16 protein-coding genes are annotated in these 16863 nt (G+C 71.0%); 10 read left to right on the forward strand and 6 right to left on the reverse strand.

The features are described from left to right. The first annotated feature begins 54 nt into the window (after window positions 1-54). The 4 genes from ABT129_RS26970 to ppk2 all read left to right on the forward strand — a co-directional run bounded on the left by ABT129_RS26970 (window position 55) and on the right by ppk2 (window position 2187). Complete coding sequence (locus ABT129_RS26970; protein WP_351906762.1) at window positions 55-591, forward strand: ArsR/SmtB family transcription factor; 537 nt, start codon at window positions 55-57, stop codon at window positions 589-591. A 91-nt stretch (window positions 592-682) separates the two neighbouring features. Next, window positions 683-847 (forward strand): hypothetical protein, encoded by a 165-nt coding sequence (locus ABT129_RS26975; protein ID WP_351906764.1) that lies wholly within the window; start codon window positions 683-685, stop codon window positions 845-847. Between the two features lie 63 nt (window positions 848-910). Continuing rightward, window positions 911-1075 (forward strand): hypothetical protein, encoded by a 165-nt coding sequence (locus ABT129_RS26980; protein WP_351906766.1) that lies wholly within the window; start codon window positions 911-913, stop codon window positions 1073-1075. Window positions 1076-1188: 113 nt separating this feature from the next. Continuing rightward, the gene (gene ppk2 / locus ABT129_RS26985) at window positions 1189-2187 is read left to right on the forward strand and encodes a polyphosphate kinase 2 (protein WP_351906768.1); all 999 of its coding nucleotides are present in this window, start codon (window positions 1189-1191) and stop codon (window positions 2185-2187) included. Window positions 2188-2235: 48 nt separating this feature from the next. Here ppk2 and ABT129_RS26990 read toward each other — a convergent pair whose 3' ends face one another. Next, complete coding sequence (locus tag ABT129_RS26990) at window positions 2236-2673, reverse strand: winged helix-turn-helix transcriptional regulator (RefSeq protein ID WP_351906770.1); 438 nt, start codon at window positions 2671-2673, stop codon at window positions 2236-2238. 221 nt (window positions 2674-2894) lie between these two features. Here ABT129_RS26990 and ABT129_RS26995 point away from each other — a divergent pair, with 221 nt between their 5' ends. From ABT129_RS26995 to ABT129_RS27005, 3 genes are all read left to right on the forward strand, one after another. Beyond that, the gene (locus tag ABT129_RS26995) at window positions 2895-4325 is read left to right on the forward strand and encodes an MFS transporter (protein WP_351906790.1); all 1431 of its coding nucleotides are present in this window, start codon (window positions 2895-2897) and stop codon (window positions 4323-4325) included. Between the two features lie 278 nt (window positions 4326-4603). Further along, window positions 4604-5785 (forward strand): acyl-CoA dehydrogenase family protein, encoded by a 1182-nt coding sequence (locus ABT129_RS27000; RefSeq protein ID WP_351906772.1) that lies wholly within the window; start codon window positions 4604-4606, stop codon window positions 5783-5785. 188 nt (window positions 5786-5973) lie between these two features. Next, a complete protein-coding gene (locus tag ABT129_RS27005; RefSeq protein ID WP_351906774.1) occupies window positions 5974-6816 on the forward strand; it encodes an NmrA family NAD(P)-binding protein in 843 nt (280 codons plus the stop codon). Between the two features lie 69 nt (window positions 6817-6885). On the opposite strand, the gene ABT129_RS27010 is transcribed toward ABT129_RS27005, so the two are convergent. Next, window positions 6886-8886: an ATP-binding protein gene (locus ABT129_RS27010; RefSeq protein ID WP_351906776.1), complete on the reverse strand. Its 2001-nt coding sequence runs from the start codon at window positions 8884-8886 to the stop codon at window positions 6886-6888. Window positions 8887-9210: 324 nt separating this feature from the next. Between ABT129_RS27010 and ABT129_RS27015 the strand changes: the two genes are divergently transcribed. The 3 genes from ABT129_RS27015 to ABT129_RS27025 all read left to right on the forward strand — a co-directional run bounded on the left by ABT129_RS27015 (window position 9211) and on the right by ABT129_RS27025 (window position 12192). Next, on the forward strand, window positions 9211-10125 hold the full coding sequence (locus ABT129_RS27015; RefSeq protein ID WP_351906778.1) for an NAD(P)-dependent oxidoreductase: 915 nt from the start codon (window positions 9211-9213) through the stop codon (window positions 10123-10125). 161 nt (window positions 10126-10286) lie between these two features. Then, a complete protein-coding gene (locus tag ABT129_RS27020; protein ID WP_351906780.1) occupies window positions 10287-10775 on the forward strand; it encodes a pyridoxamine 5'-phosphate oxidase family protein in 489 nt (162 codons plus the stop codon). Window positions 10776-11007: 232 nt separating this feature from the next. Then, entirely contained in the window at window positions 11008-12192 is a 1185-nt protein-coding gene (locus ABT129_RS27025; RefSeq protein ID WP_351906782.1) for an acyl-CoA dehydrogenase family protein, read from the forward strand. Window positions 12193-12691: 499 nt separating this feature from the next. Here ABT129_RS27025 and ABT129_RS27030 read toward each other — a convergent pair whose 3' ends face one another. From ABT129_RS27030 to ABT129_RS27045, 4 genes are all read right to left on the reverse strand, one after another. Next, on the reverse strand, window positions 12692-13096 hold the full coding sequence (locus ABT129_RS27030) for a DUF6009 family protein (RefSeq protein WP_351906784.1): 405 nt from the start codon (window positions 13094-13096) through the stop codon (window positions 12692-12694). Further along, complete coding sequence (locus ABT129_RS27035) at window positions 13093-14607, reverse strand: DNA primase family protein (protein WP_351906786.1); 1515 nt, start codon at window positions 14605-14607, stop codon at window positions 13093-13095. The genes ABT129_RS27030 and ABT129_RS27035 overlap by 4 nt, the downstream gene beginning before the upstream one ends. Continuing rightward, on the reverse strand, window positions 14604-15605 hold the full coding sequence (locus tag ABT129_RS27040; RefSeq protein ID WP_351906788.1) for a bifunctional DNA primase/polymerase: 1002 nt from the start codon (window positions 15603-15605) through the stop codon (window positions 14604-14606). The genes ABT129_RS27035 and ABT129_RS27040 overlap by 4 nt, the downstream gene beginning before the upstream one ends. A 388-nt stretch (window positions 15606-15993) precedes the next feature. Beyond that, complete coding sequence (locus ABT129_RS27045; protein WP_351906792.1) at window positions 15994-16797, reverse strand: SGNH/GDSL hydrolase family protein; 804 nt, start codon at window positions 16795-16797, stop codon at window positions 15994-15996. Between the last annotated feature and the right edge of the window lie 66 nt (window positions 16798-16863).

Consider the following 16863-nt stretch of genomic DNA (forward strand, 5'->3'; position numbering starts at 1 on the left):
GCGGTGCCCCGGCGCGGCGGGGGCGGCGTGGAGGACCACCGATAGGCTGGGCGGATGAGTGAGTATGCGCCCTCCTGGGAGGCGTTGGCCGGGCAGGTCGCCGACATGTCGCGGCGGCTCTCCGAGCTCGAGGCCAGGCTGGGGAGCGACACCCGCGGGCCCGGTCCGGACGAGACGCCGGCCGACGCCTACTGGGCGCTGCCGCAGCTGCGGGAGCGGCTGCAGGAAGTGGCGCGCGGCGGGGTGCTGTTCGCCGGTTCCGTGGTCGGCCTGGACGGCGAGCTCGTGGAGTGGGAGCGGTCCGACGCCACGGACTCGGTCCTGAGCTCCGACTGGTCGGAGGCGGCCGACGCGCTGGGCGCCCTGGGCCATCCGGTGCGGCTGCGGCTCATCCAGGCGCTGGCCGGGGGACGCACGGCGGTCGCCGAACTCATCGAGCTGGAAGGGCTCGGCACGACCGGCCAGATCTACCACCATCTGCGGCAGCTCGTCTCCGCCGGCTGGCTGGAGACGGCCGGGCGCGGCCGCTACCAGATCCCGCCGACCCGCCTCGTACCCCTGCTGATCATGGTCACGGCGGCGCGGCGCTGATCTCGGCGAACCGATCGGCGCCGATCGGGCTGCCCCGCGGGATCGGGGGTAGACGGGAGCTCTGACCCCGACCGGACAGAGGAGTTGGGCCATGTTGGCCATAGGCGCAGCGGTGCTCTTCGTCATCGCGTTTCTGATCAACGCCGCCGAGATATCGACGAACGACGTCTTCACCTCGGGGAACATCATGCTGCTCGGACTCGGGCTGCTCGCCCTGCACGTCGCCGGAATCGGCGGCCGGTCCCGTCGGCCCTGACGCCGCCCCGCCCGTCCCCGGACGGGCGGCGGCCTTCGACCGATCCCCCCTCAGGAGGCAATGATGTCCTCGTTCACCACCACGTACACCCACGCCGCCGCGTCCGGCGACCCCTCGGCGATGGTGACCGCCGCCGACGTGTCGGCCGCCCCCGCCTGGCTGCACATCGTGGTCATCGTGCTCGCCGCGATCGTCCTCGTCCACAGCCTGACCAGGCACCACAACTGAGGCCCCGTCCGGAACCCGCCCTCGCAAGCCGTGCCGAACCGCCCCCGACCGTGCCGAACCGCGATGATCGGGGCACGGGGCCGAGCAGGCCGCAGGACGACGAGGTGAGTGACGTGACCGGGACGAACGGCAAGGACGGGCAGGACGGGCGGGACGAGGACCGGGACGATCTGCTCCGGGGGCTGAGCGTGGACCACACCCGCCCCGAGCAGCCCGTACTGCTCAGCGCGGCGGGCGACCCGATCCGTACCTGGCAGGAGAACTACCCCTACGACCGCAAGGTGCGCCGGGGCGAGTACGAGTGGACCAAGCGGATCCTGCAGATCGAACTGCTCAAGCTCCAGCGGTGGGCCAAGGACACCGGCGCGCGGGTCGTCGTGGTGTGCGAGGGCCGGGACGCCGCCGGAAAGGGCGGCACCATCCGGCGGTTCACCGAGCGGCTCAACCCCCGTGGCGCCCGGATCGTCGCCCTGGACAGGCCGACCGAGCGGGAGACGGGCCAGTGGTACTTCCAGCGGTACGTCGCCCACCTCCCCGGCCCCGGCGAGATCGTGTTCTTCGACCGCTCCTGGTACAACCGGGCCGGGGTCGAACGCGTCATGGGGTTCTGTACGGACGAGGAGTACGCGCTGTTCCTCCGTCAGTGCCCGCTCTTCGAGCGGATGCTGGTCGACGACGGAATCCACCTGGTGAAGTTCTGGTTCTCGGTCTCGCGCTCCGAGCAGCGCACCCGGTTCGCGATCCGGCAGGTGGACCCGGTGCGGCAGTGGAAGCTCTCCCCCACCGACCTCGCCTCGCTCGACCGCTGGGACGACTACACCGCCGCCAAGGTCGCCATGTTCAGGACGACCGACACCGCCTACGCGCCCTGGACGGTGGTCAAGAGCAACGACAAGCGGCGCGGGCGCCTGGAGGCCATGCGCAGCCTGCTGTGGCGCATCGACTACACCAGCAAGGACCGTGAGGCCGTGGGTGAGCCCGACCCGCTCGTGGTCGGCGCGGCGGACACCCTCCTCGAAGCCGGCGAGGAGACCTCGACGCTCTCTCCCACCCCCCTGGCCGCGCACCACGACGGCCCGGGGGAGCACCCCGGGCCTGACGACGCCCGCTGAACGGGAGTTCTGTCGGACGCGCTCGGGACGACGCCCTGGGCGGCGGGCTCAGTTCGCCGCTTCCAGGGCGTCCAGACGGGTGTCGTAGGCGGCCCGGGCCGTGGCGATCTCCTCCTGGTGGTTCTCCGTCCAGTCCACCAGGGCCCTGATCGTGGTGTGCAGGGTCGCGCCGAGCGGGGTGAGCTCGTACTCGACGCGCGGGGGGACGACCGGGTGCACCGTGCGCCGGACCAGGCCGTCCCGTTCGAGCTGACGCAGCGTCACGGTCAGCATGCGCTGGCTGATGCCCTCGATCCGGCGGCGCAGCTCGGAGAAACGCAGTGTCTGGCGCTCCAGGTGCGCGATGGCGAGCAGCGACCACTTGTCGGCGACGCGGTCGAGGATCTGCCTCACCTCGCATCCCTCACGGGCGTCCCACTGGCGTACGTCGTAGTCCTGCTCGGTACCCGTGCAGTGACTTGGTGACTTTAAAGTGCGTTCTTCCATGGTTCCCCACCGTGCCGCATGATGCCAGTGGTTACAAGTGGGAACCGGTACAAGGCGCTTTCTTTGCAACTCGCCCCAAGCCTGCCGCGTTCTCACGCGAACTTCAAGGGAACTCCAAGCACCTGCCGCAACAATGCGGCTGATTCCCTATGGCTATCCCTTCGCGTACAAGGAGAAATTCTGTGTCCACACTGCAATCCTCGAGCAGCGGCACCGACCGCATGAGCGGGCGCGCGTGGGGCGTGCTGTTCGTGCTGTGTGGCGCGATCTTCCTCGAAGGCATCGACGTGGCCATGCTCAACGTCGCCCTGCCCTCGATCCGCGAGGACCTGGACATGTCCACCGGCATGCTCCAGTGGGTGATGAGCGCCTACGTGCTCGGCTACGGCGGCTTCATGCTGCTGGGCGGCCGCGCCGCCGACCTGTTCGGACGCCGCCAGATGTTCGTCTTCTGGCTCGTGGTCTTCCTGCTCTTCTCGGGTCTGGGCGGTTTCGCCACCGAGGGCTGGATGCTCATCGTCGCCCGCTTCGTGACCGGTGTCGCCGCCGCCTTCATGACCCCGGCGGGTCTGTCCATCATCACGACGAGCTTCGCCGAGGGCCCGCAGCGCAACAAGGCCCTGCTGGTCTACTCCGGCACCGCCGCCGGCGGCTTCTCCATCGGCCTGGTCGTCGGTGGTCTGCTGGCCGCCATCAACTGGCGCTGGGTCTTCTTCGCCCCGGTCATCCTCAGCCTGCTGATCCTCATCGCCGCGATCGCCCTCATCCCGAAGTCGGCGCGTCCGGACCGTACCGGCCAGGGCGTCGACCTCGCCGGCGCGATCACCGTCACCGGCGGCATCCTGCTCCTCGTCTTCGGTGTCGAGCGCGCCACGCACGTCTCCGCCGCCTGGACGATCGGCACGATCGCGGCCAGCATCGTGCTCTTCCTCATCTTCATCGCCGTCGAACGCAAGTCGTCCTCGCCGCTGGTGCGCCTGGGCATCTTCCGCAACGGTTCGCTGGTCCGCTCCAACCTGGCCGGCATGCTCTTCGCGGCGGGCTTCTTCGGCTTCCAGTTCATCGCGGTGCTCTACCTCCAGGAGCTGCGCGGCTGGTCGACCCTGCAGACCAGCTTCGCCCTCATCGTCATCGGTGTGGACGCGATCCTCTCCCCGACCCTCACCCCCAAGCTCGTGGCCAAGTTCGGCAACGCCCGGGTGATCTTCGGCGGTCTGCTCCTCGCCGCCCTGTCCTACGCCCTGTTCCTGCCGGTCGGCGCGGACTGGACGTACCTGGCGATGTTCCCGAGCCTGATCATCCTGGGCCTGGCGTTCTCCCTGGCCTACGGACCGCTCACCATCGTCGCCACCGACGGCATCGCCGAGGAGGAGCAGGGCGTCGCGGGCGGTCTGCTCTACACGTCCTTCCAGTTCGGCGCCGCCCTCGGTCTCTCCGGTGTCGCGGCCGTCAACATCGCGGCCACGGACGGCACCTCGCCCGCGGCGCTCCTCGACGGCTACCAGGCCGCCCTGGTCGTGCCGCTGGTCGCCGCCCTCATCGCCGCCTTCATCAGCGCCTTCGGCCTCCGCAGCCGAGCCGGCGCGACCGACGCCGAGCCCGCCGCCGTGGAGGTTCCCGACACGGCCCAGCGCGTCGAGGCGTCCCGGTAGGTCCCCCCACCTCGCGCCGCACCGCGCGCGAGCCGCATTGCCCTGGCCTCCATGCCCCGGTTGGCCAGGGCAATGCCATTTCCTTTTCCGGTTCTCCCTCCCCCTCTTCCCCCTCTTCGGTCTCCTGCGCGGACCCCGTTCCCCGGTAACCGGACGCTCAATTTCTTCGAGAGCATCGAATTACCTGCACGTGACCCCTCTTCCGAGAGAATACGAATGCCCGTCGGCGCAGGAAATACGCGCCGTAAAGTTGCTGTGGCAAATTCTGAGGAGACAGGATGACCACGACCGACAGTGCCGTGACCGCGGTGCTGGACGAGGTGACAGCCCTCGTCGACACGCTTCGCAAGAGCGGACCCGCGGGCGAGGAGCGTCGCTGGATCCCGGACGAGAACATAGAGCTGCTCGACAAGGCCGGCGTGTACCGCCTGGCGGTCCCGCGTCGCTTCGGCGGCATCGAGGCCCCGGTCGCCGACCAGGTCAGGATCCTGAGCGAGATCGCCCGTGCCGACACGGCCACCGGCTGGGTCTCGATGATCTGGGTGTCCAGCTCCTGGGTTCCCAGCCTCTTCCCGGACAAGGCCCAGGAGGAGGTGTACGCCGGCGGCGCCGTCCGCGTCTCCACCGGCTTCACCCCCTCCGGCACCCTGACGGCGAACGAGGACGGCTCGTACTCCCTCAGCGGTTCCTGGAAGTGGCTCTCCGGCGCCCGCGGCGCCAACTGGGGTCTGCTCTCCGCCCTGCTCGTCGGCCCGGACGGGACCCCCGCCCCCTTCGCCGCCCTCGTCCCCTTCAGCGAGCTGAGCATCGCCGACGACTGGCACGCCGCCTACGGCGCCGGCACCGGCAGCTCGACGGCGACCGCCGACAACGTGACGGTCCCGGCCCACCGCGTGGTCAGCCTCATCGAGATCCTCGGCGGGACCACCGGCGACCGCTCCAACACCGGCGCCACCGGCCGCAACTACGCGTTCGTCCCCTTCTTCATGGCACAGGGCGCCTCCGCCTACATCGGCATCGCCAAGGGGGCCTACGAGCTGTTCCTCGACCGGCTCCCGGGCCGCGGCATCACCTACACCTCCTGGACCGACCAGAGCCAGTCCCCGGTCACCCAGATCCAGGTCGCCGTCGCCGCCAACAAGATCGCGGCCGCCGAGGCGCTCCAGGAGAACTGGCTGCGCCGTCTGCAGGAGCACGCCGACGCCGGCACGAGCCCGTCCGTGGACGAGCGGGCCGCCGCCCGCGGCACCGCGGCCTTCGCCATCCAGCTCGCGAAGGAGGCCGTCGACGAGCTGTTCGAGGCCAGCGGCGCGTCGGTGATCCTGCGCGACGTCCCCTTCCAGCGCTTCCACCGGGACATCCGGGGCCTCGCCCTGCACGCCCTGTTCGCCTTCAACACCAACCAGGAAGTGCACGGCCGGGCCATCCTCGGGCTCGCCCCGGACACCCCGTTCCTGTGAGCCGCCGTTCCGGCTGACCGGAACAGACCGGCCGCACAGGCCAGACCGGGCCGCCCGCACGCGCGGGCGGCCCGGTCTCGTACGCCCCCGGGCGATCCCGTACAACCCCTGATCCCGTACACCCCCCTGATCTCGTACGTCCCCGTGAGTGATCTCGTACATCCCTCTGTGCAGGAAGGCATCTCGCCATGACCGACACCACCGTCCTCGTCCTCGGCGGTACGGGAAAGACCGGCCGCCGCGTCGTGAACCGGCTGAAGGAGCGCGGGGCCACCGTCCGCGCGGCCAGCCGCTCCGGGGACGTCCGCTTCGACTGGGACGACAAGAGCACCTGGGAGCCCGCGCTCGCCGGTGCCGACGTCGCCTACTTCGTGGACGCGCAGGACAAGCCCGGCGCCTGGGACGCCGAGGCCGCGCTGCGCGAGCTCTCCGGCCTCGCGGTCGGCAGCGGGGTGCGCCGCATCGTGCTGCTCCAGGCCCGGGTGACCGATCTCGTCGGCGGCAAGTCGCTGATAGCCGGCGAGCGCGCCGTGCAGGAGTCCGGCGCCGAGTGGACCGTGCTGCGGCCCAACTGGTTCTTCCAGAACTTCGACGAGGGCGTCCTGCTCGACGGCGTCCTCGCCGGCGAGGTGGCCCTGCCCGCCGGCTCGGGCCGCGAGCCGTTCGTCGACACCGAGGACGTCGCCGCCGTCGCGGTCGAGGCCCTGCTGGAGGACGGCCACGCCGGTCAGACCTACGAGCTGAGCGGCGCCCGCGCCCTCACCCTGGACGAGGCCGTCAAGGAGATCGCCCAGGCCACCGGCCGCGACATCCGCTACGTCCCCGTCGAGCACCAGGCCTACGTGGACGAGCTCGTCGGCTACGACGTGCCCGCCGACTACGCCCTCTTCGTCGCCGACCTCGTCGCCCAGATCCGCGACAACAAGAACGCCGTCCCCACCGACACCGTCCGGCGCGTGCTGGGCCGTGAGCCCCGCGACTTCTCCGACTTCGTGAAGGACGCCGCCGCGCGCGGCGTCTGGAACGTCTGAACCCCGGAGTCCGACCCGAAGGGGCCCCGCCGGTCGTCCGGCGGGGCCCCTTCACGGTGACGCACCGCCTCACACGGCGATCCTCCGCCCGCGCCACGGCGCCTGCGGACGGGCCGCCGCCGTCACCGGCGACCCGTCCGTCCGCGGCGGCAGCAGCGTCAGGGTCGACGCCCGGTGCTTGCCGCCGCCCCAGCCGGGCCGGCGGTCGAGCAGCTCCGGCCGGGCCGTGGCGACGGCGAGCAGCGGAGCCGTACCGGCGCCGTCGGAGAGCGATTCGAGCCGGTCCAGCACGGCGTCCGCCGCCCGGTGGGCGTCGTCGACGACGACCACGACCGGTTCGAGCGCGGCGGCCGCCGTCAGGAGCTCCGCCCACACGTTCAGGACCTCGCTCCGGTCGGCCGGGTCCACCGGGGTGCCCCCCGCGGGCAGCAGCGGCAGGAGCCGCCGGTACATCTGGGCGCGGCGGGCCTTGGCCATGGGCAACCGCCAGACCGCCGCGGCGAGTTTGGCCCGGGCGACCTCGACCGCGTCCTCGGCGAGGACCCCGCAGTAGCGGGCGAGGATCACTCCCGCCACGGCGAGCGGCTCGCCCTCGCCGGTGGCCCGCGCGGTCAGGACCCGCACCGGCGCCGGGGACTGCACGGCGATGCTGCGCTCGAACTCCGCCAGCAGGTGGGACTTGCCGACCCCCGGCGCGCCGAGGACGGTCACCAGGTGGGGGACCGAGCTGTGCCGGGCCCAGTCGAGCAGCCCGTTGAGCACCCCCAGTTCGTGTTCGCGGTCGGTACGGAACGCGGCCTCGTCGCCGAGGAGGCCCAGGACCTGCCACGCGTCGGAGGAGTCGTCGGCCGACTTCGCCGCGACGGAGGCGGCGGTCGCGAGGCGCGCCGCACCGCTCATCCACACGTCGCCGTCCGGTACGCGCCCCAGCATCGCCCGGCCGTCGTCGAGGAGCGTGCCCACGGCCGAGGGACGGCCGGCCTCGGCGGCCGGGCTGAGGCGGACGAGGGCCCGGCCGGTGGTCACCGCCGCCCTGAGCGCCGTCTGCGTGTCGACCGAGAACCGTTCGCGCAGCGCCAGGGCGGCCCGGACGGCCCGCTCGGGATCGTCGTCGCCCGGCCCGTCGACACCGAACAGGGCGAGGGTGAGCGATCCGATCGCGGCGACCACGGTGCCGCCGAACCGGGTGATGACGTCCTCGACGGTGTGCAGGGCCGTCTCGATCTCCCCGGGCGACACCTCGTCGAGACTGTCCATCCGCAGTCCCACGAGCAGCGCGCTCACCGGGATCCGCTCGGTCACGGCCGTGCCGCCCTGACGCGGCACCACGAGCGGGGCGGCGGCGGGCTGTTCGGCGGGGGGCCGCCGCGCGAGGACCGGGGCGAGGGCCTCGCGCGGCGGAGTCGTGGCGTCCGCGGCGAGCGCGGGGTCGTGGGTCAGGATCGCGTGCTGGAGCGTACGGAGACCGTGGCCCGGTTCCAGGCCGAGGTTCTCCACCAGGGAGGACCGCACCCGCTCGTAGACGTTCAGCGCGTCGGCCTGCCGTCCGCAGCGGTACAGCGCGAGCATCAGCTGCCCGCGCGCCCGTTCTCGCCAGGGCTCCGCCTCGGCCATCATCGTCAGCTCGCCGAGTATCGAATGGTGGCGACCGCACTCCAGTTCGGCTTCGAAGAGGTCCTCCAGGACGTCGAGCCGGTCCCGGCGTGCCGCGTCGAGCTCCGGCCAGGCGATGCCCGACTCGGCGAGGTCGGCCAGGAGCGGCCCTCCCCACAGGTCGAGGCCCTTCCTCAGCCGCCGGGAGGCCTCCTCCGGCGCTCCCGCCGCGAGTTCGGCGCGGCCGGCGGCCACCCATCGGCGGAAGACCAGCAGATCCACGTCGTCGGGGTCGACCCGCAGCATGTAGCCGGGCGCCTTGGTCACCAGCTCGGGGGCGGCGTGGTTTCCGGGGCCGGTGTTTTCGGCCAGAATCGTCCGGAGTCCCCATATCGCGTTGTGCAGGATCTTCCGGGCCGTGGCCGGAACGTCCTCCGATTCCCAGAGGGCCTCGACGAGCTCGCTCGTGGCCACCACGCGGTTGGCATTCAGCAGCAGATAGCCGAGTGTCGCGCGCTGTTTCGTCCCACCCAGGGCAACGGGCCCGTCCGCCGATATCGCTTCCAACGGCCCTAGCAATCTGAACCTCATTGCCCCCCGCTCCAAGGTTTGACGTTCATTCGGAAATACCCACGGGCCGAATCAGGTTGGCAATCCTTGACGCGCCGGAAGGCCTGTGATGCACTTCCCGCAGATTTTCCGCCACTCTCTCACCAGTCCCTTGAAAGAATCTTGAGCAGTGCGTGACGGGAATATTTTTTCCCGGGCGGGACAGGCCAGGAAAAAGAGAAGGTGAAATTCATGATCGACAACGAGGCGGCTTCGGTGATCCGCGACGGAGCCGACACCGAAGCGGACGTGGCAATTCTGGGTCTCGGCCTGATGGGGCGGGCCATCGCCACCGCGCACCTGAGGGCCGGACGGACCACCACCGTGTGGAACCGGACCCCCGGCAGGGACGGCGACCTGATCACCCAGGGCGCCCGGGTCGCGCCCACCGCGGCGGCCGCGCTGGCGGCGAGCGGAGACCTCGTGATCGTCTGCCTCAAGGACCACGAGGCGGTCCGGTCCGTCCTCGACCCCCTGGGGGAGTCCCTGCGCGGGCGCACCGTCGTCAACCTGACGTCCAGCACCTCCGACCAGGCGCGCGAGCTCGCCGCCTGGGCCGCCGACCACGGCGCCTCCTACCTCGACGGGGCGATCATGGCCGTCCCGCAGTCCATGGGAGGCCCCGAGGCCGTCCTGCTCCACAGCGGGGCCGAGGAGGTCTACCTCCGGCACCTGCCCGTCCTGCGTGACCTGGGCACCTGCCTGCACCTCGGCACCGATCCCGGGATCGCGGCCCTCCACGACGTGGCCCTCCTGCACATCATGTGGGGCGTCCTGAACAGCTTCCTGCACGGGGCGGCCCTGGTGGGGACGGCCAAAGTCCCGGCCGCCGACTTCGCCGTGCTCGCCAACCGGTGGATCTCCTCGATCACCGAGTTCGTCTCGGCCTACGCCGAACAGATCGACGCCGGCGCCCCCGTGGCGAAGGACGCCACCCTCGACACCCACGCCGCCGCCATGGACCACCTCGTCCAGGAGAGCGAGGCGGCCGGGGTGGACGTCTCGCTGCCGCGGTTCTTCCGGGGCCTGGTGGACGAGGCGCTCGCGGGCGGCCGGGGCGGCGACAGCTATGCCGCCGTCGTGGACCGATTCCGCCTGCACCCCTGAAGGTGGACACGCGGTGGAAGGCACGGTAACCGCAGGAGAAGTAGGTGACTTCAAAGTGCCTTCTTCCGCGACCGGAGGCCGTGCTGCATTCTGATACCAGAAGGGGTCTCCCCACCCCTTCAGAGAATGCCATCGACAATCGGACGCCGAGAGGAATCGATATGGCTACCACCGTGGAATCCTTCTCGGAAATCGAAGACAAGTTCTTCTCCTACATCCAGGACATCGTCTACTGCACGATGATCACAGTGGACAAGAAGTCCCGGCCCCGGGCCCGTGTCCTGCTCCCCATCTGGGAAGTGGTCGACGGAAAGCCGGTCGGCTGGCTCGCCGCCTACAAGACGCCGGTCAAGGTGGCCCATCTGGCCAACAACCCGCACACCACGTACTCGTACTGGAACCCCCGGCAGAACGCGGTGTTCGTGGACAGCGTCTCGACGTGGGCCGAGGACCAGGAGACCCGGCAGTACGCCTGGGACCTCTACCGCAAGGGAAGCCCGGCGGGCGTCGGGTACAACCCGCTCAACTTCTGGCGGGGCGGCCCCGAGGATCCCAAGTACCACGTCCTGCGCATCGACCCGTGGCGGGTGCAGGTGCTGCGCGGCTCGGACCTCAGCAGCCGCATCTGGACCGACGAGAGCCGCCGCTGACCCGGTCGCGGACCCGTCGCACGACTCCCGGCGCGGGCAGATGATTCGGCCTCTGCCCGCGCCGGGCCCCTACCCGGCCGAGAAAAGCTTCAAGATTCCCAGATATCGGTAACCGGGCGCTCATCAATTGACAGTCCCGGTAATGAGCGAGATATGAGCGAATTCCGGAAGTAGTCGAATGAACCGGCAGTACAGTCGGCGGACCGGATGAATTCACGGCAGAGGAGGCAGGATGGCCACCGTCGACATCGACGCCGGCACCGTACTGAAAGCCGTTCGGGAGGGCGTGCAGGCCCTCCGTGAGAACGGACGCGCGACCGAGGAGCGCGGCTGGCTCACGCAGGAGAACATCGAACTGCTCGACCAGGCCGGGGTCTTCCGGTCCGCGGTTCCCCTGCGGTTCGGCGGGCTCGACCTGCCGCTCGCCGACCAGTTCGCGCTCGTCGCCGAGATCGCCCGGGGCTGCGGCTCCACGGGCTGGGTGGCCAACGCCTGGATCTCCAGCGCCTGGATCATCTCCCAGTACCCCGACCGCGCCCAGGAGGAGATCTACGGCACCAGCGGCGGCTCCCTGAAGGTCTCCGGCGGCTTCACGCCGACCGGCCGGGCGACCCGCACCGACGACGGTTTCGTCCTGAACGGGAGCTGGCGCTTCAACACCGGCATCCGCGGGGCCGACTGGAACATCCTCGCCGCCCTCGTCGAGCGCTCGGACGACGTGCACGAGGAGGTCTACGCGGTGGTCCGCGCCGACGAGATGACCCTCGCCGACGACTGGGACGTCTCCTCCGCCTCGGGCACCGGCAGTGTCACCTCGTCCGTCAAGGACCTCTTCGTCCCGGCGCACCGGGTCGTGGACGGCTTCGAGGTGCTGGAGGGCCAGGTCGGCGACCGGGCCCACACCGAGGGCAGCGGCCGGGAGTACGGCCTCACGGCGTACGTGATGGCCCTGTCGGCGGCGGCCTACCTGGGCATGGCCCGCGCCGGCCTGGAGCTGTTCCTGGACCGGCTGCCGGGCAAGGGCATCGCCTACACCCACTGGGAGGAGCAGCGGGCGCACCCGCACATCCAGTTCCAGGTCGCGGCCGCCGCGAACAAGATCTCCGCGGCGCAGGCGCTGGCCGACAGCTGGACCCTGCGCATGCAGGCCGCCGCCGACGCGGGTGAGCGGATGTCCATGAACGACCGGGTGGAGATCCGCAGCCAGATCACGTACGCGGTCCTGCTGGCCAAGGAGGCCGTGGACACCCTGCACTCGGTCAGCGGTGCTTCGGTGATCCAGCGCTCCCAGCCGTTCCAGCGGGTGCACCGGGACATCCAGGGGCTCGCGCTGCACGGCCTGATGGCGCCTCTGGGCGGCTTCGAGGCGTACGGCAGGGTCCTGGTTGGGCTCGACCCGGACACCGAGTTCTTCTAGACCCCGGCAGCCCCCTCCGAGGGCCGTGCACGGCGACACCCCCCGCCGTGCGCGGCCCTCGTCCGTGCCCGGACGCGGCAGCTACTCAGAGGAAGCGCAGCGACTCGGAGAGCAGCGACCGAGAAATCTTGAGTCGCTGTCGGTCGCTTTTGAAGAAGTCCAGGTCGGAGGGGTTAAAACCTTCAAAACAGCGACTGAAGCGACTCAAGGCTCGTATCTATGACACGCACACGCGCACGCGAATGTCCTCATAAACTCCGACCTTGAGTCGCTACAGTCGCTGATGGGACGGCCGCAACCGCTCTGACCTGGACTTCTGTGGGAGCGACCGAGCAGCGACCGAACCCCTTCAGAGTCGCTCCGGGGCCGTTTTCCTCAGTCGCTGGAGCCGTTCCGGACGTGCGTGTGCCCAGCGACCGAAGGAGTTCGGTCGCTGGGCACGGGGTTTCGGTCGCTGACAGCGACTCAGGCGCGGCGGGCAGCGACCCGGCGCAGCGACTCAGGCCTCGGGCAGCGTGATGCCCAGCTCGCGCATCGCCGCCGACTCCGGACCGCCCTCGGAGCGCTGGGTCTTGTATCCCTTGATCCGGGGAGCCACCGTGCGCGGGTCGATGGCCTCGGAGGGCGCGCCGGACGCGTAGAGCCCCGCGGGCTGTCCGTCCCGGTCGTGGGGGAGCAGCCAGAAGACCCGGCGGACGAACGTCCCCGAGGCGCGGGAGGAGCGGGCGTCCGCGCCCAGGATCGCGTAGCCGACCATGCGGCCGGCCCGGTGGTAGGCGGGCTTCCCCCGCCGCGTCGGGAGCCGGTCGAGGGTCTGGCGTACGTAGTCGAGAGGAGCGATGTCTTCCAGCCACACGAGTTCTGTCTCGGAGCTGAGCTGCTCGGGATCGATGAGCGCGCTCATACCGTCTCGCCCCCTTCGGTGTTGAGTCCGATGCCCGGGTAGAACTTCCGCTGATTCGACAAGATCATCTGCTTGGGGGTGCTGATACCGATGGTTTCACGTACACGGGCCGCGAAGGACCTGGAGGAGACGGGATTGGCTCCTTCCATCTGGCACCAGCCCGTGTAGCTGTTGTACAGCTGCCGCTGCTCGGCGCGCATCGCGGGGTGCAGTGTGCAGCACTCGCCGAGGAAGCGCCCCGTGTGGTCCTCGGTCTCGGCGTAGGCGGTCGTGGCGGTGCGGACCTGGTCCGGTCCCGTCAGGTCGCGGGGTCCGTCGAGGTAGCGGCCGGCCCCGGCGATCAGCCAGTGCAGGATGCCCGGCCCCTCCTCGGTGACCAGGACGTCGGCGAGGTTGTCGATCTGACGGTCCGTGGCGACGACCCTCTCGAACGGGATCAGCGTCATACGGCGCCAGAAGGCGTATCCGCCGGTCCCGACCTCGGGGCGGTGGTTGCCGAGCAGCCAGAGCTTGTGCGTCGGGTCGAAGCTGAAGAAGTCCTGCCGCATCCGGCGGGCCTTGATCCGGTCGCCGCCCGTGAGCAGCTTCACCCGGGCCTCGTCGAAGCGGTCACCGGGCTTGAGCTCGGAGCACACGATGATGCGGCGGCCGTGCAGCTCCGCCAGGTCCGTGGGGTGCCCCTCGAAGGGGCGGGCCATCAGGAACCCGGGGGGAGCGGCGTCGGCGTAGTCCCCGAGGAGCTTGACCATCACGTCCAGCAGGACGCTCTTGCCGTTCTTCCCCTGCCCGTACAGGAACGGCATGATCTGTGCGCCGACATCGCCCGTGATCGAGTATCCGAGGAGCTCGTGGAGGAAGTCGATCAGCTTCCGGCCGTCCTCGTCCTCGCCGAAGGTGTCGGTGAGGAACCGGTTCCACCGGGGCGTGGACATCGCGCGGGCGGAGACGCTCGTCGCCCGCGAGTGGAAGTGCTTGTCCGGATCGGGGGCGGACAGCTGACCGGTGGTCAGGTCCACGACCCCGTTGGGCGTGCACAGGGCGTACGGGTCCGCGTCGAGCAGGGCGGCGTTGAGCACCATGCCGGGTGCTGCCTTCGCCTGGAGCAGCATGGCCTTCATGCCGGAGGTGGACAGCGCACGGCGCTTGTGGCGGCGGAGGTCCGCCGTGGTGTGCCGGCCGATCGGGTCGCTCTCGGCGAGGGTCTCCGCCATCTCCCCGGCGGCCCACACGACGGTGTCGTCCTCGTCCAGGGCCCAGCGGTACCCCGACCAGCGGTACCAGCCGATGCCGGGGACGTGCCGGAAGTCCCGCCCGTACAGGGCCACGAACAGCTTCGCGTTGCCTCGGTCGCTGAGGCTGTCGGGCAGCAGACCGTGCTCGGTCGCGTGGGGCGTCACGTCGCTGGCCGGCGCCTGCGCGGGCACGGCCGGCTGCGGGGTCGAGAGCAGGATCTGCCGGGCCACCTCCGCCGGATCGAACAGTCCGTCGTGGGACTCGGGTACGCGGGTCACGAGAGGTCTCCCGGCATGAGGGGACGCTGTCGGCCGGCGCTCAGACCGCTGCGGATGAGCTGCAGTGCCCGCCGTTCCTGCGTGGGGCGGGCGTGGAGCGCGGCGGCCAGCAGCGCGGACTCGGCTTCGGACTCGGTCAGATGACCGGCGCTCACCAGCCCGCCCGCGGTGTAGGCGGCTCGGTTGAGTTTGTCGCTGAAGGCGGCCCCCTCGGGGACGGAGGCGCAGGCGGACACCGCGGCCAGGACCGTGGCCAGGGTGCGTCCGACGACGGCCCTGCCACCGCCCGCGGCGATGACGGCGGCGCGGGCGCGCTGGGGGACGGGGGATCCGGCGCGCTGCGGCGGCAGTGCGGGCAGGTGACCCGTCCGGGCCAGCTCCAGGGCGAGCCAGGCCGGCAGCGGCGCGGGGTGCCGGACGCTCCCGACCGCCGTGTAGGACCCGGCGTCGGTGACGGTGCCGGGCGCGATGATGTACCCGCCGTGGGCCCGTACGTCGACCTGCCAGGCCAGTGCGCGGGAGGGGCTCGATCCGGCCGAGCACTGCCATGCCTGCCCGGGTTCCGCCGTGTACCAGATGTGCATGCCTCCGGAGGGGGTGCGGACGCGCAGGGTGGCGGTGTCCTCGGCCGGATCGGGCTGGCCCCGCAGCGCGGCCAGCAGGGCGAGGCTGTGGAACCCGTGGCGCAGCCCGTTCAGCGAGACGGCCGGGGGGATGGGGATTCCGGGCAACAGCCGTTCCCGCTGCGGCGGCAGGGCGTCGTGGGCGTCCACGTCGATGACGACGAGACCGGCGCTGCCGCAGGCCACGCCCACCCCGAAGCCGGGCTGCTGCCCCCACCAGGCCCGGATGCGGGCGACGTCGGTCGTGGCCGCGTGGAAGCCGTGGCACCAGCGTCCGGACGGGATGCAGGGACAGTCCTGAGGTCGGTGGGTACGGACCTGACACTCCCTGCAGTTGGCGCTGGGTGTCTTGCGACGGGGCGCGAGAGGATGCACGGGCCACCCCTGCCGGGAGCACCACAGGGCGATGTCCAGAGGCGTCCCAGGGCGGCGGCCGGCGGGTTCGGTCTCGCTGCGACACGGTGAGTCGCTGGGCGATTTCCCCAGGTCAGGGAGCATGAGGTGTTCCTCTCAGCGACCGAAGCGACTCAAAGTCGGAATATGCTCCGAGTAGGTTAGCGGAGGCTGGGACGAAATCCCGTGAGCCCCTGTGTGAACAACGACCGCAAGGAGCCGGGTGGTACCCGGTGGGGGAAGACCGGGTCCACCCGGCAGCCTCGGCAGTCCCGACGGCGCCGGCGGGCGTTCCGCACGAACGGCGGCCGGGCGTCAGGACGTCAGTGGGGCCGACAGGGCCGTTGAGGGGCGAACGGATCGTCAGCGGTCACGGGGCCGTCGCCTTTCCCAGGGGCGCGAGGTCGGGACGCTTGGGCCGCATGCCGTCGCCCGCCGACTGGCCGCGCAGGTGCCGCGCCAGCCAGGGCAGGAAGTGCGCGCGGAACCACAGCAGATCCTGGAGCTGTTCGGCCGGCCACGGGCGGTGCTCCGGCGCCCTGGCGGCGGTGGGCTCCGGCCGCGGGGGAAGACCGAGCACGTCGGCCGCCCGCCGGGCGACCTGCTCGTGCCCCTCGGACGACAGGTGCAGCCGGTCCTCGCTCCAGGCGCCCGGATGCTGGATCGCCCGCAGCGACCACAGGTCGACCACCGCGCAGCCGTGCCGGTCGGCGATGGCGCGGATGTGGGCCGTGTAGACGGCGATCTTCCCGCGCAGCCTGCGCAGGACCGGCGTGTCGCGGGGGTCGAAGCCGGTGAAGACCAGGACCGTACGGGCCGCGCCGGTCAGCTCGGCGACCGCTGCGTCGAAGCGCGCGGCGATGTCGTCGGGCGAACTGCCCGGATGCAGGATGTCGTTGCCGCCCGCGCACAGACTCACCAGGTCCGGTGCGAACTCCCGCACCCTCGGCACCTGCTCCTCGACTATCTCGTCGATCAGCCTGCCCCGGACGGCGAGGTTGGCGTAACGGAACTCCGGGGTGGGGGAGTGCCGGGCCAGCCGGGTGGCGAGCCGGTCGGCCCAGCCGACCGGCTCGCCACCGGGGGTCTCGTCGCCGACGCCTTCGGTGAAGCTGTCGCCGAGCGCGGCGTACGAGCTGATGCCGAGGGCGGTGTACGCCCCGTCGCCGGGCACCGGGGGGGGCCCCGGGGCCCGCGCCGGGTGCGCGCCCGCCGATAGGAAGAGCACAACGCAGAAATA

The organism is Streptomyces sp. NPDC002057 (assembly GCF_040296665.1).
Lineage (GTDB): Bacteria > Actinomycetota > Actinomycetes > Streptomycetales > Streptomycetaceae > Streptomyces.

Excerpts from the sequence above, each read along its gene's own strand:
- ABT129_RS26970 (WP_351906762.1), top strand. The coding sequence starts at position 55 with ATGAGTGAGTATGCGCCCTCCTGGGAGGCGTTGGCCGGGCAGGTCGCC.
- ABT129_RS26975 (WP_351906764.1), top strand. The coding sequence starts at position 683 with ATGTTGGCCATAGGCGCAGCGGTGCTCTTCGTCATCGCGTTTCTGATC.
- ABT129_RS26980 (WP_351906766.1), top strand. The coding sequence starts at position 911 with ATGTCCTCGTTCACCACCACGTACACCCACGCCGCCGCGTCCGGCGAC.
- ABT129_RS26990 (WP_351906770.1), bottom strand. The coding sequence starts at position 2,673 with ATGGAAGAACGCACTTTAAAGTCACCAAGTCACTGCACGGGTACCGAG.
- ABT129_RS26995 (WP_351906790.1), top strand. The coding sequence starts at position 2,895 with ATGAGCGGGCGCGCGTGGGGCGTGCTGTTCGTGCTGTGTGGCGCGATC.
- ABT129_RS27000 (WP_351906772.1), top strand. The coding sequence starts at position 4,604 with ATGACCACGACCGACAGTGCCGTGACCGCGGTGCTGGACGAGGTGACA.
- ABT129_RS27005 (WP_351906774.1), top strand. The coding sequence starts at position 5,974 with ATGACCGACACCACCGTCCTCGTCCTCGGCGGTACGGGAAAGACCGGC.
- ABT129_RS27015 (WP_351906778.1), top strand. The coding sequence starts at position 9,211 with ATGATCGACAACGAGGCGGCTTCGGTGATCCGCGACGGAGCCGACACC.
- ABT129_RS27020 (WP_351906780.1), top strand. The coding sequence starts at position 10,287 with ATGGCTACCACCGTGGAATCCTTCTCGGAAATCGAAGACAAGTTCTTC.
- ABT129_RS27025 (WP_351906782.1), top strand. The coding sequence starts at position 11,008 with ATGGCCACCGTCGACATCGACGCCGGCACCGTACTGAAAGCCGTTCGG.
- ABT129_RS27030 (WP_351906784.1), bottom strand. The coding sequence starts at position 13,096 with ATGAGCGCGCTCATCGATCCCGAGCAGCTCAGCTCCGAGACAGAACTC.